The organism is Sinomonas atrocyanea (assembly GCF_001577305.1).
Classification (GTDB): Bacteria; Actinomycetota; Actinomycetes; order Actinomycetales; family Micrococcaceae; genus Sinomonas; species Sinomonas atrocyanea.
Window position 1 is genome coordinate 794,879 of record NZ_CP014518.1, and the last position, 15,308, is coordinate 810,186.

A 15,308-nucleotide genomic window follows, 5' to 3' on the forward strand; every position below is an offset into this window, starting at 1 on the left:
AAGACGGAAGTACGACGCCGGCCGCCCACCTCGCGCGAGGTGGGCGGCCGGCGTCGTACTCGCCTCAGTTGGAGGTGTTGTCCCCGTCCCACTCACCGGTGACGAGGTAGGAGACCTTTCGGCTCACGGACACGCCGTGGTCGGCGAACCGCTCGAAGTAGCGGCTCAGGAGGGCGACGTCGACCGCCACGGACGGCGAGCCCGTCCAGGTCTGGTCCGCGATGGCGCGGAAGATCCCGGCGTGCAGCTCGTCGAGCTCGGCATTCGCGGCCTGGATACGGCTCGTGCGGGTGAGGTCGTGGTCCTCGAGGAGGGCGGTGACCTCGCTGATGATCTCCTTGTCCAGCTCGGCCATCCGGGCGAACACGCCCGCGAGGGACTCGGGGGTGGCCTTCTCCGGGTAGCGCAGGCGGGTCAGCTGCGCCACGTGGCGGGCGAGGTCGCCCATGCGCTCGAGGGACGCGCTCATCCGCAGGGAGCCCACGATGATGCGCAGGTCGGACGCGACGGGGCCCTGGAGCGCGAGGATCTCGATTGCCTTCTCATCGAGCGCCGTCTGCAGGAAGTCGATCCGCGCGTCGGCGGCGATGACCTCCTGGGCGAGCTCGACGTCGGCGTTCGTGAGCGACTCGACGGCCCGATCGAGTGCGGTGGCCACGAGGCGCGAGATCTCGACGAGGTCCTCGTGGACCTTCTGCAGCTCCTCCTGGAATACCTTTCGCACGATGGCGTCCTTTCACGGCTCGACGGGGCAGAGCCCCGGCAGGTGCTCCGACTCATCAACACTTCCAGCGGTCAATGAACAGTTCGCCGCCTTGAGGTGAACGTTAGTTGAACCGGCCCTCCCCAGCCAGCAGGACGGTCCGCACGGGGTGGGACGCGGCCTAAGCTAAAGATCGTGGACCCTCTCGTCGTCGGCATCGTGGCGGCCCTGATCGGCCTGTCGTTCGGCGCCTTCGGCGTGCTCGCCTTCAGTGCGAGCCAGCGCCAGCGCCAGCTCCTCGAGGGCCCGGCCGCCGAGCCGGGCTTCCCCGAGGGCGCCGCCGATGTCCTCTCCGTGCTGGGCCAGGCCTTCGTGGTGGTGGACGCGGTCGACGGCGTGGTCCGCGCGAGCCCCGCCGCCTACGCCTACGGGCTCGTCCGCGGCCACACTGTTGTGCACCGCGAACTGCTGCAGATGACGGCGAAGGTGCGCGGGAACGGGGTGATCCTCGAGAAGCAGCTCGAGCTGCCGCGGGGACCGCTCGGCCAGGGCACCATCATCGTCAACGTGCGCGCTGCCGTCCTCGGCGACGAGTACATCCTCCTGCTCGCCGACGACAGGACGGAGATCACCCGCACGGAGCGCATCCGCAACGACTTCGTCGCCAACGTCTCCCACGAGCTCAAGACCCCGGTCGGCGCCATCTCGCTGCTGGCCGAGGCCCTCGAGGCGAGCCCCGACGACGAGGACGCGGTGCGCCGGTTCGCCGCGCGCATGCACAAGGAGGCCAGCCGCCTGGCCGCGCTAGTGCAGGACATCATCGAGCTCTCCCGCCTCCAGGGCGCCGACGTGGTGCACCAGGGCAAGGCCGTGGACATCAACGAGGTGGTCGCCGACGCCGTCGACCGGTCCCGGCTCGCCGCCGAGGCCAAGGACATCGAGGTCCGCGTGGGCGGCGATGTCGGCGCGCAGGTCTTCGGCGACCCTGACCTGCTGACCAACGCCTTCCGGAACCTCATCGACAACGCCGTGCGGTACTCCCCGGGGAACACCACGGTGGGGATCGGCATCAGGCACCGCGACGGCCTCGTGTCCGTCTCGGTCACGGACCAGGGGATCGGCATGGGCCCCGAGGACCAGGAGCGCGTCTTCGAGCGCTTCTACCGCGCGGACGCCGCCCGCTCGCGGCAGACCGGCGGCACGGGCCTCGGCCTGAGCATCGTCAAGCACGTCGTGGAGAACCACGGCGGCGAGGTGACCGTGTGGTCGCAGCCCGGCAAGGGCTCGACCTTCACGGTGCGCCTGCCGGACCTCGAGGGCGGCACGGAAGACCAGAGCGCGGCCGGACGGCCGCCGGAGCAAGGAGCGATGGCTTGAGCAGGATCATGATCGTCGAGGACGAGGAGTCGTTCAGCGACCCCCTGTCGTTCCTCCTGGCGAAGGAGGGCTACGAGGTCGAGGTGGTGGACAACGGCCACGACGCGCTGGTCGAGTTCGACCGCAACGGGGCCGACCTCGTGCTCCTGGACCTCCAGCTTCCCGGGATCCCCGGGACGGAGGTGTGCAGGCAGCTCCGCGCGCGCTCGGGCGTGCCGGTGATCATGCTCACCGCGAAGGACTCCGAGATCGACAAGGTCGTGGGCCTCGAGCTCGGCGCCGACGACTACGTCACCAAGCCGTACTCCTCGCGCGAGCTCGTGGCGCGGGTGCGGGCGGTCCTGCGCCGCCACGGCGAGCCCGAGGAGCTCATCTCCTCGACTGTGCAGGCCGGCCCGGTGCGCATGGACGTGGACCGGCACGTGGTGAGCGTCGACGGCGAGCAGGTGTCCCTGCCGCTGAAGGAGTTCGAGCTGCTCGAGATGCTCCTGCGGAACTCGGGACGCGTCCTCACCCGCGGCCAGCTGATCGACCGGGTGTGGGGCTCCGACTATGTGGGCGACACCAAGACGCTCGACGTGCACGTGAAGCGCCTGCGGAGCAAGATCGAGCCCGACCCCTCCAACCCGCGCCACCTCGTCACCGTGCGCGGCCTGGGCTACAAGTTCGAGCCCTGAGCCGCTCCCTCTGGAGGTCACCTCCTGAAGGTCACCTTCTGGGAGGCACCTCCTGAGAGGCACGTCCTGGAGGTCACCTTCTGGAGGTCACGTCATGTGGCTTTCAGGACGTGACCTTCAGGACGTGACTTCCAGAAGTACGACGCCGGCCGCACACCCTCGCGGGGTGAGCGGCCGGCGTCGTCAGCGGCTGGCTCGGGCGACGCCTCGCGGCGCCCGGTGGGGCCTCGGGGTCAGCGGCTCGGGGTAGCCGAGGCGGACGCGGAGGCGGAGGCCGACGCGGAGGCCGGCTCCGAGGCGGGGCCGGAGGCCGAGCCGGACGGGGTCGCCGAGGCGGAGCCGGACGGGCTCGGGATGTACTGGCGGTACTCGGAGAGGGTGCCGTCGACGATCGGGACCTGGACGTCCTGGGTGGTGCTGCCCGCGGTGAAGGAGATCTTCGCGAGGGCGCCCGGGATGCCCCCGGCGTGCGAGAGGGTCACGTTGTTGCCGGGCTTGGCCAGCTGGACCTCGCCCTTCTTCGGCACGTCGATGCGCATGGTCGAGGAGGAGGCATCCTTGAACGTGAGGGTCATGTCCTGGTCGGTCGGGTTGAAGACCGTGCCGACGAGGCGGCCGGGTCCACCGCCCGAGGCGGCGTCGGCTGAAGCCGACGAAGCGGGCTTCGGGTCAGCCGAGACGACGAGCATGTTGCGCAGCTGCAGCGAGCCGATGTCCGCCCGGACGCCGTCCGAGGGCGAGTACATGTGGGTGGTCTGCTGGGCGTTGATGTAGCCGCAGCCCGTGGCGGTCAGCAGGCCGACGCCGAGCGCGGCGAGGACAGCGACGCGCTTGGCCGGCTTCGTTGCAGAAAAACGCACAGCTGGCTCCTGAAGAGGGTGGGAGGTGTCTGGTCGCCCCTAGCGTATCGCCAATTTCGACGTTCTGTAGATTCGGCGCGGCCGCCCCAGCCTGCCCTGCTGACCGCGCGCGGCGCGCGCGCGACGCGGACGTGAAGCATGCTTTTCGAGCCGGGTCAACCCCCCTGGGGGTACCCAAAGGGCCCGACTTCCGCGTGATTCCGGGCTTCGTGCGGCGTCCGGAGGCCCGGTCCGGAAGGGGAACGTGGTAGACTAGTCTGCGGGAAAGGGGAATGTCCACATGGTTTTTGAGGTTGGCGAGACGGTTGTTTACCCCCACCACGGTGCAGCCAAGATCGAAGAGATCAAGATGCGCACGATCAAGGGCGAAGAGAAGATGTATCTCAAGCTCAAAGTGGCTCAGGGTGACCTGACGATTGAAGTACCGGCCGAGAATGTGGACCTTGTCGGGGTCCGCGATGTCGTGGGCAAGGAAGGCCTCGAGCACGTGTTCGATGTCCTCCGTGCCGAATTCACCGAGGAGCCGACCAACTGGTCCCGCCGCTACAAGGCGAACCTCGAGAAGCTGGCCTCCGGCGACGTGATCAAGGTGGCAGAGGTCGTCCGCGACCTGTGGCGCCGGGATCAGGACCGCGGCCTGTCCGCGGGCGAGAAGCGCATGCTGGCCAAGGCCCGCCAGATCCTCATCTCCGAGCTCGCGCTCGCCGAGAAGACGGACGAGGAGCAGGCTGCGACAGTCCTGGACGAGGTCCTCGCCTCCTGAGGCAGCCTCCCCAGAGGCAAGGATGTCCACGAAGGCCCCGGCGGATGCCGGGGCCTTCGTGCGTTTCCGGGCGTCGCGCCGCGTTCGTCTAGGCTGGAGCCCATGACTGAAGCCTCCCCGCAGCCCGCGTCCCCGACAGCCGTCGTGATCGTGGCGGCGGGCTCGGGGATGAGGCTCGGGTACGGCATCCCCAAGGCGCTGGTGCCGCTCGCGGGCGCCCCCCTGCTCCTGCACGCGCTCCGCGGCGCGGCCGGCGCCGGGATCGCCCGCCAGATCTGCGTCGCCGTCCCGGAGGACGACACGGAGCTCACCGAGCTGTGCCGCACCTTCGCCGAGGAGCTCGGCGAGCTTGCCCCCGAGATCACCGTCGTCCCGGGCGGCGAGACGAGGTCGGACTCGGTCCGCGCCGCCCTCGCAGCCCTCGCGCCGGGCACCGTCCACGTCCTCGTGCACGACGCCGCCCGCCCGCTCACGCCGTCCGAGGTGTTCCACCGCGTGGCCGAGGCGCTCGAGAGGGGAGCGGGCGCCGTCGTGCCCGCCATCCCGGTGGTCGACACGATCAAGTCCACCGCACCCACCGAGGGCGAGGCGGCGGCGGTCGCGGCCGAGGTCGTGACGGGCACCGCGGTGCGGGAGCAGCTGCGGGCCGTGCAGACGCCGCAGGGGTTCGACGTCGCCGCCCTCCGCAGCGCCCATGAGCTGGCCGCGACGTGGGGCCCCGAGCAGGTCGCCGCGATCACCGACGACGCGATGCTCATCGAGTCGATCGGCACCCCGGTCTACGTGGTGCCCGGGGACCTCCAGGCGTTCAAGGTCACGACTCCCATGGACCTCCACGTGGCGGAGACCCTCGTCGCCGCCCAGGGCTGAGCCCCGGAACCTGACCCAGGAGAACCCCATGACCATGCCCCGCACCGGGATCGGCATCGACGTCCACGCGTTCGCTCCGGAGGGTGAGCCCCGCCCGCTGTGGCTCGGCGGCCTCCTGTGGGAGGGCGAGCGCGGGCTCGCCGGGCACTCGGACGCGGACGCCGTGGCCCACGCCGCCGCGAACGCCCTGTTCTCCGCCGCCGGCCTCGGGGACCTGGGGACGCACTTCGGCACGGACCGGCCGGAGTACGCCGGCGCCTCGGGGACGACGCTGCTCGCGGAGGCGGCCACCATCGTGCGGGAGGCCGGGTTCGAGATCGGCAACGTCGCGGTGCAGCTCATCGCGCAACGCCCCAAGTTCGGGCCGCGCCGGGCAGAGTCCGAGGCGCTGCTGTCCGGGATCGTCGGTGCACCGGTGAGCATCAGCGCGGCGACCACGGACCATCTCGGGTTCACGGGACGCCGGGAGGGCGTCGCCGCCCTCGCCACCGCCCTCGTCGCGCCGGTCCGGTAGGCCGCGCCGGTCCGGTAGGCCGCCCCGGTCCGGGGGCCATTTCCGTCCGCTAGACTGGTGGGCCGTTCCGACCACCGCCATACCGCGACGCCCGCCGTCGCCGATCTCCAGGGAGCCACTGCATGAAGAGAGGCCTGCTCGCCACCGCCCTCGCGGCCACGATGCTGCTGACCGCCTGTGGGGGCGATGGCCGCCTCAGCGTCCAGGAGAGCTGCAAGCTGCTCAGCAACGACCAGTTCAAGCCCACCGGCAACCAGGTCCAGCAGGCCAAGGCCGTCGCCGACCACTACGCCGACCTGGCGAAGAAGGTGGACCCGTCGATCGGCACGATCATCCAGGGCATGGCAGACCTGCAGAAGAAGGTCGCCGATTCCTCGACGGCGGTGGCCACGCCCGAGCAGCAGAAGCAGTTCACGGACGCGCTCAACAGCATCGGCAAGGTCTGCCCGAACTGACCCGGCTGCCCGGCGCTGACCAGACGCCCCCGCGTCCCACTCACCCTCCCGTATACCCTTATCCAGTGACCCTGCGCTTCTACGATTCCGCCACAGCCGAAGTCCGCGACTTCGTCCCACTCGAGCCCGGCAAGGCCTCGGTGTACTACTGTGGCGCCACCGTGCAGGGCTCCCCGCACGTGGGGCACGTCCGCTCGGCGATCGTCTTCGACCAGCTAACCCGGTGGCTCGCCTACCGCGGCTACGAGACCACGGTGGTCCGCAACGTCACGGACATCGACGACAAGATCCTCGCCAAGTCGGAGGCGAGCTTCGCGCCGGACTTCGTCCCCGAGGGCACCTACATCCCCCGCGAGGAGTGGTTCGCGCTCGCCTACCGGTATGAGCAGGAGTTCGAGGCCGCCTATGAGGTCCTGGGCGTCCAGCGGCCCACCTACGAACCCCGCGCCACCGGCCACATCACCGAGATGCACGAGCTCATCGCCCGGCTCATCGAGCGCGGCCACGCCTACCCCGCGGAGGACGGCTCGGGCGACGTGTACTTCGATGTGCGGTCGTGGCCCGAGTACGGCTCCCTGACGCATCAGCGGATCGAGGACATGCAGGCCGCCGCGGACGCCGATCCGCGCGGCAAGCGGGATCCCCGGGACTTCGCGCTGTGGAAGGGCCACAAGCAGGGCGAGCCCGAGACGGCCAGCTGGCCCTCGCCGTGGGGCCGCGGCCGGCCGGGCTGGCACCTCGAGTGCTCCGCGATGGCCACGAAGTACCTCGGCGCCCGCTTCGACATCCATGGGGGCGGCCTCGACCTCCGCTTCCCGCACCACGAGAACGAGCTCGCCCAGTCCGCCGCGGCCGGGGACGGCTTCGCGAACTTCTGGATGCACAACGGCATGGTCACCTACGAGGGCGAGAAGATGTCGAAGTCCATCGGCAACGTCATCGCCCCCGCGGAGATGCTCGCGCTCGCCAGCCCCCGCGTGGTGCGCTACTACCTCGGCCAGGCCCACTACCGCTCGGTGCTCGACTACCGGCCCACCTCCCTCACGGAGGCCGCGGCCGCGGTCGAGCGCATCGACGGGTTCATCGCCAAGGCGAGCGCGCGGGCCGGTGAAGACTTCGCGGCGTACGACGGCGGCGGCTCGCCTCGCGCGGGCCGCGCCGGGGAGGCGCACGGTTCCGTGCCGGAGGCGTTCGCCGAGGCCATGGACGATGACCTCAACATCCCGCAGGCCCTCGCCGTGCTGCACGAGACGGTGCGCCGCGGCAACTCGGCCCTGGCCGACGGCGATGCCGAGGCGTCCTCCGCAGCGCTGGCCGAAGTGCTGGCGATGACCGCCGTCCTCGGCCTCGACGCCGCCCGCAGCGACGCGCCGTCGTCCGACAGCGCCCACCGCGCCCTCGCCGTCCTCGTCGACGCGCAGCTCGGGGCGCGGGCCGCCGCACGGGCCGCCAAGGACTGGGCGGCCGCAGACGCGATCAGAGACACCCTCTCGGCGGCGGGCATCGCCGTCGAGGACTCAGCAGACGGTGCCGCCTGGAGCCTCGCTGCCCCGCACACCGCACAGACCAACCGAATGGGAGCTTAGATGGCCGCCAAGGGACGCCCGGGAGCAACCCGGAAGAAGAAGGGCCCCACCACCGGCACCGGCGGCCACGGCCGCAAGGCCCTCGAGGGCAAGGGCCCCACGCCCAAGGCCGAGGACCGCGTGTACCACAAGGCGCACCGTGCCAAGGAGCTGGCCGAGCGCTCGGCCGCCAAGCGCAGCGGGCAGCCGGGGCGGCTCGCCGCCGGGCGCGGCGGGACCGGCCGGACCAAGGGCGCCGAGGAGATGGTCACCGGGCGCAACTCGGTGGTCGAGGCGCTCCGCGCGGGCGTCCCGGCGAAGGCCCTGTACGTGGCGGTCCGGATCGAGATGGACGACAGGGTGCGCGAGGCCATGAAGCTCGCCGCGGAGGCCGGCATCGCGCTGCTCGAGGCCCAGAAGCCCGAGCTGGACCGCATGACGGACGATGCGATTCACCAGGGCCTCGCCCTCCAGGTCCCCCCGTACGAGTATCCGGACGCCTTCGAGCTGGCCGAGGAGACCATCGAGAAGTGGCGCCGGGGGCACATCGCCAACGCGCCGCTGTTCGTGGCGCTCGACGGGATCACGGACCCGCGCAACCTCGGCGCGATCATCCGCTCGGTCTCCGCGTTCTCGGGCCACGGCGTGATCGTGCCCGAGCGCCGCTCGGTGGGCATGACGGCCGCGGCGTGGAAGACGTCCGCCGGCGCGGCCGTCCGCGTCCCGGTGGCCAAGGCCCCGAACCTCAACACCGTGCTGCGGCAGATGAAGGAGCTCGGGATCTTCGTGCTCGGGCTCGACGGCGACGGCGACGTCTCGCTGCCCGGCCTCGCGCTCGCGACCGAGCCCGTGTGCCTCGTGGTCGGGTCCGAGGGCAAGGGCCTCTCCCGGCTCACCCGCGAGCTGTGCGACCAGATCGTCTCGATCCCGATCGACTCCGACATGGAGTCGCTCAACGCCGGCATGGCCGTGGCGATCTCGCTCTACGAGGTCTCGACCCGCCGGGCGGCCGCCGAGGCCAAATAGCGCTCCGCGACGTCACTCCGCGGGTCCGCGGGGTGACCTCGCGCGTTCCGCGGGGCGACCCCGCCCTAGAGGCGGACGCGGTTCGCCAGGACGGGCAGGGCCTCCCGCGCCTTCGCCACCTGGGCCACGTCGAGGTCCACGTACAGCGTCTCGGGCCCCGACCCGGCCCGCTCGAGCAGGTGCCCGAACGGGTTGACCACCGCGGAGCGGCCGATCCCGGTCGGCGCGCCGTGCTTCGCATCCACGCCCGCGGCCTCCGGGTCGGACTGGCCCACGGCCACCACGAAGCAGGTGGAGTCCACGGCCCGCGCCCGCACGAGCAGGTCCCACTGCTCGGCCTTCCCGGGCCCGGGACCCCACGAGGCGCACACGATCTGGACCTGGGCGCCGTCGTCGGCCGTCGAAGTGAAGAGGTCCGGGAAGCGCACGTCGTAGCAGGTGGCGAGCCCGAACGTGACGCCGCCGGCCGTGAAGGTGACGGGCTCCTTGCCCGCGGTGACGGTGTCCGACTCGAGGAAGCTGAACGCGTCGTAGAGGTGGATCTTGTCGTAGTGGGTCTCGACGCCGCGGCCGTGGACCAGGAGGGTGTTCCGGACGGTCCCGCCCACTCCGGGCGTGAACATGCCCACAACCACGACCACCCCGGCATCGTCGGCGGCGGCGCGCACGGCCTGGGCCCACGGCCCGTCGAGGGGCTCGGCGATCTCCGTGAGCGAGTGCCCGAACGCGCGCATGGTCGCCTCGGGGAAGACGACGACGTCGGCATGCCGGCGGGCCGCCTCGGCGGTCCGCGCGCGGACGAGGGCGAGGTTGTCCTCGACGGAGCGGGACGAGGTCAGCTGGACGAGTGCGATCCGCATGCCCCCAGTATGTCCGAAGGCGTCGCAGAAGGCCCGGCCTTCTCGGCAGTTCGGGTCCGGATACTAGGATGAGCATGCTGAAGGGGCGGCCCCCACGCTCTGTCGACCCTGGCACCGACGAGGAAGGACCACGGCCCTGCCAGACGGGCCAAGGATGCTATGAGCATGAGCAACATGACGATGCCGCTGGCGTTCGTGGTGACGCCGTCGCAGCCGTTTCCGCTCGGTCTCACCCCCGGCCGATCCGCCGAGCAGCAGGCAACCCACACCGTCAACCTCGCCGTGTACGCCCCCGGCCTCGACGCGGTGGACGTCCACTTCCTCGACCACGGCGGCACCTGGCGCAAGGCGCCCCTGCCCGAGTACACGGACGGGGTCCACCACGGCCTGATCGCCGGCATCCCCGAGGGCACCCGGTACGCCTTCGCCGCCCGCACCGACGAGGCCGGGGAGGTGCCCGCGCCCGGCGAGGGCACCCTGCTCCTCGACCCCTATGGCCGCGCAGTCGAGGAGGACGAGGGCCGCTGGCTGAACGTGCGGGTCCACAATGGGTTCGACTGGGGCGACGTGGAGCGGCCCTCCGTCCCGCTGCGGGACACCGTCATCTACGAGGCCCACGTCAAGGGCCAGACCATGCTCCACCCGGACATCCCCGAGAACCTGCGCGGAACGTATGCGGGCCTCGCGCACCCGGTGATGATCGACTACTTCCGGCGGCTGGGCATCACGAGCGTCGAGCTCCTGCCCGTCCACTTCCACCTCGACGAGTCGCACCTCCAGGACCTCGGCCTCACCAACTACTGGGGCTACAACACGGCGGCGTTCTTCGCCCCCCACCCCGCCTACGCCACCGAGGCCGCCCGGGCGGCCGGGCCGCAGGCGGTGCAGGACGAGTTCAAGGGCATGGTCAAGCTCCTGCACCAGGCCGGCATCGAAGTGCTCCTGGATGTGGTCTACAACCACACGGCGGAGGAGGGGCAGGACGGACCGGCCGTCAGCTTTCGCGGGCTCGGCGACCACGAGTACTACCGCTGCGATCCTCAGGGCCGGTACATCGACACCACCGGCTGCGGCAACACGCTCGACTTCTCGAATCCGCGCGTGGTCCAGCTGGCCCTCGATTCGCTGCGGCTGTGGGCCGAGGACTACAGGATCGACGGCTTCCGGTTCGACCTCGCCGTGTCCCTCTGCCGCGACGGGCAGCACTCGTTCACGGCGGCGCACCCCTTCCTCGTCGCGGCCGCCGCGGACCCGGTGATCTCGCGCACCAAGCTCATCGCCGAGCCGTGGGACCTCGGCTTCGGCGGCTGGCAGACGGGGCGGTTCCCGCTGGGCTGGTCCGACTGGAACGACCACTACCGCGATACCGTCCGCGACTTCTGGCTCTCGGACCGGGCGGAGCTCGATGCGGGCGGACTGGGAGGCCCGACGGCGAGGCTCGCCGACGCGCTCTCGGGCTCGCACGGGCTGTTCGCGGCATCGGGCCGCACGGCACTGGCCTCGGTCAACTTCGTCGCCGCCCATGACGGCTTCACCCTCGCGGACCTCACGGCGTACCACCGCAAGCACAACGAGGCCAACGGCGAGCAGAACCGGGACGGTGCCACCCACAACCGCTCCTACAACCACGGCTTCGAGGGCCCCACCGAGGTCGAGTCCATCCTCGAGGCGCGGACCCAGACGGTGAAGAACCTCATGGCCACGCTCATGGTCTCCCTCGGGGTGCCCATGCTCACGGCCGGAGACGAGTTCGGGCGCACGCAGCAGGGCAACAACAACGCCTACTGCCAGGACAACGAGCTGACCTGGCTGAACTGGAACCTGGACTCCACCGGCCAGCACCTGCTCGAGCACACGGCCTGGCTCATCCGCATCCGGCGCGACTTCCTCCAGCGCCAGCCCCCGAGCTACCCGGCCCGCGAGGAGAGCAACTACTTCCACTGGTTCGGCCCCGACGGCGAGCCCATGGACCCCGCCCGCTGGCAGGACCCGCGGGAGCGGCTCCTGCAGTTCCTCCTCGGCTCGAAGGACGGCTACCTCGACGGCCTCGTGGTGGTCAACGGCAGCCCGGAGCGGACCGTGGTGACCTTCCCCGAGGCTAAGGGGCACGCGATGGCGTACGAGCTGCGCTATTCCACCGCGCGCCACGCCGAGCAGCGCATCGGCACGGTGTTCGCCTCCGGGCAGCAGGACGCCGCCGAGCCGTACTCCCTGACGATCTACCGGGCCCGGTCCGCGGCATGACGCGGGCCATGGCCCGCGCGGCGGTCCCGCTCGTGCTGCTCGCCACGGCGCTTGCGGGCCTGCTGTCCGCCTGCGGCGGGCTGACGGCCGACGCCGGGCGGTCGCCGTCGTTCTCCGCCTCCGCTCCCGCTTCCGCCGCGGCCCCAGCGGGGCGGGCGAATCCGAGCCGGCTCGCGGAGGTGAAGGCGTCCCAGCTGCCGCGCGAGGCCCGGGACACCCTCGCGCTCATCGCGCGGGGCGGCCCGTACCCCTACAGCCGCGACGGGGTCGTGTACAGCAACTTCGAGAAGATCCTGCCGGCCAGGCCCAGCGGGTACTACCACGAGTACACCGTGCCCACTCCCGGCTCGTCGGACCGCGGCGCGCGGCGGATCGTGGCGGGCCAGCAGGGCGACTCCTATTACACGGACGACCACTACGCGTCGTTCAGATTCATCCGGGAGGGGCAGTGACGGGACGCCGGCCATCGGGGGAGCGCCGCCGGGTGGTCGTCCCGGCCGCGCCGTCCAAGCGCGAGGTGCTCGCCGCGTTCGGGACCGCGCTGGGCTTCCCGGACTACTACGGGGCGAACCTCGACGCGCTCAACGACTGCCTCCAGGACCTCGCCTCCGAGCTCGCCAACGGCGAGGGCCGCCCGCTCGAGATCGAATGGCGGGTGAGCCAGGCCTTCCGGGCAACCCCTGCCTTCGCGGCCGTGGAGGGCATCCTCGCCGACGCCGTCGGCGCGAGCGAGGACGCCCTCACAGTGCGGGTCGTGGACGCCTGATCAGGCGTTGACCACGAGGCCCAGCTCGGCCTTCGACGCGAGCCCCTCATGCCGAGGGATCACCCGGACGGTGTAGCCGAACGCGCCCGAGTGCTCGATCGTCGCGGCGCCGGTGAAGAGGTAGCGGCCGTTGCCGAGGTGCTCGCTCGGCTCCAGCTCCGTCAGGCCCACGCCGGTGAGCTGGTCGGCGTCGTCCACCTTCCCGTAGGCGAGCTCCACGAGCACGTCGGAGGGGTTGAGGACGCCGAGGTTGAGGTAGGTGCTGACGTTGAGCTTGTCGCCGATCTGCGGGACCTCCGAGAGGCCGCCCGAGTCGATGTGCTCGACGTGGACCTGGGACCAGTTGCTGCGCACGTGCTTGGTCCAGGCGGCGAGCTCGCGCGCGGCCCGGTAGTCCTCCGCCACCGCCGCACGGCCGGCCTTGGCCGCCGGGGTGTAGAGCTCGGTGACGTAGTCGCCCACCATCCGGTCCGCCGAGACGGCAGGGCCCAGGAACGAGAGGGTGTGCTTGATCATCGAGATCCAGGAGGTCGGCTCGCCCTCGGGGCGCCCCGAGGACGGCCCCGCGGCGCCCGCGGACTCGGCGCCCGTCTCGGTGCCGGCGTGACCGTAGAAGCGCGGGGCCACCTGGGACTCGATGAGCTCGTACAGGGCCGCGGCCTCGATGTCGTCCCGCTCGTGGGCGCTCGCGCTGCCGCTCGCGGTCGGGATCGCCCAGCCGTTGGAGCCGTCGTAGAGCTCGTCCCACCAGCCGTCGAGGACCGAGAGGTTGAGCGAGCCGTTGATCGCCGCCTTCATCCCGGACGTCCCGCATGCCTCGAGGGGCCGCAGCGGGTTGTTCAGCCACACATCGCAGCCGGGGAACAGGGTGCGGGCCATCGCAATGTCATAGTTCGGCAGGAACACGATGCGGTGGCGGACCTCCGGGTCGTCCGTGAACCGCACGAGGTCCTGGATCATCTTCTTGCCGGCGTCGTCGGCCGGGTGCGACTTCCCCGCGATGACGATCTGGATCGGGTGCTCCGGATCCAGCAGCAGCCGCTTGAGGCGCGCCGGGTCGCGGAGCATGAGGGTGAGGCGCTTGTAGGTGGGGACGCGGCGCGCGAACCCGATGGTGAGGACGTCCGGGTTCAGGATCGAGTCGGTCCAGGTCAGCTCGGCCTCGCCAGCGCCGCGCTTGCGCCAGGCGGCGCGCACGCGCCGGCGCACGTCCTCGATGAGACGGGTCCGCAGCTCGCGGCGGATCTGCCAGATCTTCTCATCCGAGACGTTGAAGACGACGTCCCAGCGGCCGCCCACCCCCGAGCCCGGGGCGAGGTCCTCGGCCATGGAGTTGACGCTCGGGTCGATCCACGTGGGCACGTGCACGCCGTTCGTCACGGACGTGATCGGCACCTCGGAGTGGTCGAAGCCCGGCCAGAGGCCGGAGAACATCTCACGGGAGACGCGGCCGTGCAGCTTCGCGACGCCGTTGGCCCGCTGGGCGAGGCGAAGGCCCATGACCGCCATGTTGAACACGGACGGGTCCCCGCCCTCGTAGCTCTCCCGCCCGAGCTCGAGCACCTTGGCGGTGGGCACGTCCGGGGCCAGGCCGGCATCGAAGAAGTACTTGATCTGCGCCGCATCGAACCGGTCGATGCCCGCGGCCACGGGCGTGTGGGTCGTGAACACGGTGGACGCGCGGCCGGCCACGAGGGCCTCGTCCCAGGTGAGGGGCTCGGACGCGGACATCAGCTCCTGGATCCGCTCGATGCCCAGGAAGCCCGCGTGGCCCTCGTTCGTGTGGAAGACCTCCGGCGCCGGGCCGCCCGTGAGCCGCTGGAAGATGCGCAGCGCCTTCACGCCGCCCATGCCGAGCAGGAGCTCCTGCTGGAGCCGGTGGTCTCCGCCGCCGCCGTAGAGGCGGTCGGTGATGGAGCGCGCGCCGTCGTCGTTCGCCGGCATGTTGGAGTCGAGCAGCAGCAGCGGGACGCGGCCCACGTCGGCGCGCCAGATGTGGGCGTGGAGCTTGCGGCCGTTGGGCAGCGGGAGGGTCACCACGCACGCCGTGCCGTCGGCTTCCTTGAGCAGCGTCAGGGGCAGCGCGTCCGGGTCGAGCACCGGGTAGGTCTCCTGCTGCCACGCATCGCGCGAGAGCGACTGCTTGAAGTAGCCGGCCTGGTAGAGGAGGCCGACGCCGATCAGCGGCACGCCGAGGTCGGAGGCGCTCTTGAGGTGGTCGCCGGCGAGGATCCCGAGGCCGCCGGAGTACTGGGGGAGGACCTCCGTGATCCCGTACTCGGGGGAGAAGTAGGCGGTGCACTTCGGTGCCGCGTCCCCGAGTCCCTGGTACCAGCGCGGTTCCTCGAGGTAGGCGCGCAGGTCCTCCTCGGCCGCGCGCACGCGGGCCACCACGTCCGGATCCAGGGCCAGCCGCTGCAGCTGCTCGCGGGTGACGAGGCCCAGCAGGCCTGCCGGGTCGTGCCGGCTCTCTTCCCAGAGTTCGGGGTCGAGACCGGCGAAGAGCTCACGGGTCGGCTGGTGCCAGGACCAGCGCAGGTTCGTGGCGAGCGTGTCGAGCGCAGCGATCGGCTCAGGGAGCACGGTGCGGACGGTGAATCTACGGATGGCCTTCACCTGCGCCACACT

15 protein-coding genes are annotated in these 15,308 nt (G+C 71.2%); 11 read left to right on the forward strand and 4 right to left on the reverse strand.

The annotated features are described in order from the left end of the window. Window positions 1-64 precede the first annotated feature (64 nt). Entirely contained in the window at window positions 65-724 is a 660-nt protein-coding gene (gene phoU, locus SA2016_RS03840) for a phosphate signaling complex protein PhoU (RefSeq protein ID WP_066495469.1), read from the reverse strand. 174 nt (window positions 725-898) lie between these two features. Between phoU and SA2016_RS03845 the strand changes: the two genes are divergently transcribed. After that, window positions 899-2,080 (forward strand): sensor histidine kinase, encoded by a 1,182-nt coding sequence (locus tag SA2016_RS03845; RefSeq protein WP_066495475.1) that lies wholly within the window; start codon window positions 899-901, stop codon window positions 2,078-2,080. After that, a complete protein-coding gene (locus SA2016_RS03850) occupies window positions 2,077-2,757 on the forward strand; it encodes a winged helix-turn-helix domain-containing protein (protein ID WP_066495477.1) in 681 nt (226 codons plus the stop codon). Before SA2016_RS03845 ends, SA2016_RS03850 begins: the two co-directional genes overlap by 4 nt. 233 nt (window positions 2,758-2,990) lie before the next feature. On the opposite strand, the gene SA2016_RS03855 is transcribed toward SA2016_RS03850, so the two are convergent. Beyond that, window positions 2,991-3,617: a hypothetical protein gene (locus SA2016_RS03855; protein ID WP_066495478.1), complete on the reverse strand. Its 627-nt coding sequence runs from the start codon at window positions 3,615-3,617 to the stop codon at window positions 2,991-2,993. Between the two features lie 280 nt (window positions 3,618-3,897). Here SA2016_RS03855 and SA2016_RS03860 point away from each other — a divergent pair, with 280 nt between their 5' ends. The 6 genes from SA2016_RS03860 (at window position 3,898) to rlmB (ending at window position 8,810) form a co-directional block, all read left to right on the forward strand. Beyond that, on the forward strand, window positions 3,898-4,380 hold the full coding sequence (locus SA2016_RS03860) for a CarD family transcriptional regulator (protein ID WP_066495480.1): 483 nt from the start codon (window positions 3,898-3,900) through the stop codon (window positions 4,378-4,380). Between the two features lie 102 nt (window positions 4,381-4,482). Beyond that, window positions 4,483-5,250: a 2-C-methyl-D-erythritol 4-phosphate cytidylyltransferase gene (gene ispD / locus SA2016_RS03865; protein ID WP_066495482.1), complete on the forward strand. Its 768-nt coding sequence runs from the start codon at window positions 4,483-4,485 to the stop codon at window positions 5,248-5,250. A gap of 28 nt (window positions 5,251-5,278) precedes the next feature. Then, window positions 5,279-5,764, forward strand: a complete 486-nt coding sequence (gene ispF, locus SA2016_RS03870; protein WP_169803042.1) for a 2-C-methyl-D-erythritol 2,4-cyclodiphosphate synthase — start codon at window positions 5,279-5,281, stop codon at window positions 5,762-5,764. 122 nt (window positions 5,765-5,886) lie between these two features. Next, window positions 5,887-6,219, forward strand: a complete 333-nt coding sequence (locus tag SA2016_RS03875) for a hypothetical protein (RefSeq protein WP_066495487.1) — start codon at window positions 5,887-5,889, stop codon at window positions 6,217-6,219. Between the two features lie 65 nt (window positions 6,220-6,284). After that, window positions 6,285-7,805: a cysteine--tRNA ligase gene (cysS, locus tag SA2016_RS03880; RefSeq protein ID WP_066495489.1), complete on the forward strand. Its 1,521-nt coding sequence runs from the start codon at window positions 6,285-6,287 to the stop codon at window positions 7,803-7,805. Beyond that, window positions 7,806-8,810 carry a 23S rRNA (guanosine(2251)-2'-O)-methyltransferase RlmB gene (gene rlmB / locus SA2016_RS03885; RefSeq protein ID WP_066495497.1) on the forward strand — a complete coding sequence of 335 codons (1,005 nt, stop codon included), beginning with the start codon at window positions 7,806-7,808 and terminating at the stop codon, window positions 8,808-8,810. Between the two features lie 65 nt (window positions 8,811-8,875). Here the strand turns inward: rlmB and SA2016_RS03890 are convergent, their stop codons facing one another. Beyond that, complete coding sequence (locus tag SA2016_RS03890; protein WP_066495498.1) at window positions 8,876-9,670, reverse strand: carbon-nitrogen hydrolase family protein; 795 nt, start codon at window positions 9,668-9,670, stop codon at window positions 8,876-8,878. Window positions 9,671-9,844: 174 nt separating this feature from the next. Between SA2016_RS03890 and glgX the strand changes: the two genes are divergently transcribed. The 3 genes from glgX to SA2016_RS03905 are packed head-to-tail and all read left to right on the forward strand — an operon-like array spanning window position 9,845 to window position 12,680. Then, window positions 9,845-11,914, forward strand: a complete 2,070-nt coding sequence (glgX, locus tag SA2016_RS03895) for a glycogen debranching protein GlgX (protein WP_066501963.1) — start codon at window positions 9,845-9,847, stop codon at window positions 11,912-11,914. Next, window positions 11,911-12,366, forward strand: a complete 456-nt coding sequence (locus SA2016_RS03900; protein ID WP_066495499.1) for a guanyl-specific ribonuclease — start codon at window positions 11,911-11,913, stop codon at window positions 12,364-12,366. The genes glgX and SA2016_RS03900 overlap by 4 nt, the downstream gene beginning before the upstream one ends. After that, entirely contained in the window at window positions 12,363-12,680 is a 318-nt protein-coding gene (locus tag SA2016_RS03905) for a barstar family protein (protein WP_218030575.1), read from the forward strand. Before SA2016_RS03900 ends, SA2016_RS03905 begins: the two co-directional genes overlap by 4 nt. Here SA2016_RS03905 and glgP read toward each other — a convergent pair whose 3' ends face one another. Next, the gene (gene glgP / locus SA2016_RS03910; RefSeq protein WP_174835356.1) at window positions 12,681-15,296 is read right to left on the reverse strand and encodes an alpha-glucan family phosphorylase; all 2,616 of its coding nucleotides are present in this window, start codon (window positions 15,294-15,296) and stop codon (window positions 12,681-12,683) included. It lies immediately after the preceding gene. Window positions 15,297-15,308: the final 12 nt, after the last annotated feature.

What these genes read in the sequence shown, in the direction of transcription:
- SA2016_RS03860 (WP_066495480.1), top strand. Translation starts at nt 3,898, where the DNA reads ATGGTTTTTGAGGTTGGCGAGACGGTTGTTTACCCCCACCACGGTGCA.
- ispD (WP_066495482.1), top strand. Translation starts at nt 4,483, where the DNA reads ATGACTGAAGCCTCCCCGCAGCCCGCGTCCCCGACAGCCGTCGTGATC.
- ispF (WP_169803042.1), top strand. Translation starts at nt 5,279, where the DNA reads ATGACCATGCCCCGCACCGGGATCGGCATCGACGTCCACGCGTTCGCT.
- SA2016_RS03875 (WP_066495487.1), top strand. Translation starts at nt 5,887, where the DNA reads ATGAAGAGAGGCCTGCTCGCCACCGCCCTCGCGGCCACGATGCTGCTG.
- rlmB (WP_066495497.1), top strand. Translation starts at nt 7,806, where the DNA reads ATGGCCGCCAAGGGACGCCCGGGAGCAACCCGGAAGAAGAAGGGCCCC.
- SA2016_RS03890 (WP_066495498.1), bottom strand. Translation starts at nt 9,670, where the DNA reads ATGCGGATCGCACTCGTCCAGCTGACCTCGTCCCGCTCCGTCGAGGAC.
- glgX (WP_066501963.1), top strand. Translation starts at nt 9,845, where the DNA reads ATGACGATGCCGCTGGCGTTCGTGGTGACGCCGTCGCAGCCGTTTCCG.
- SA2016_RS03900 (WP_066495499.1), top strand. Translation starts at nt 11,911, where the DNA reads ATGACGCGGGCCATGGCCCGCGCGGCGGTCCCGCTCGTGCTGCTCGCC.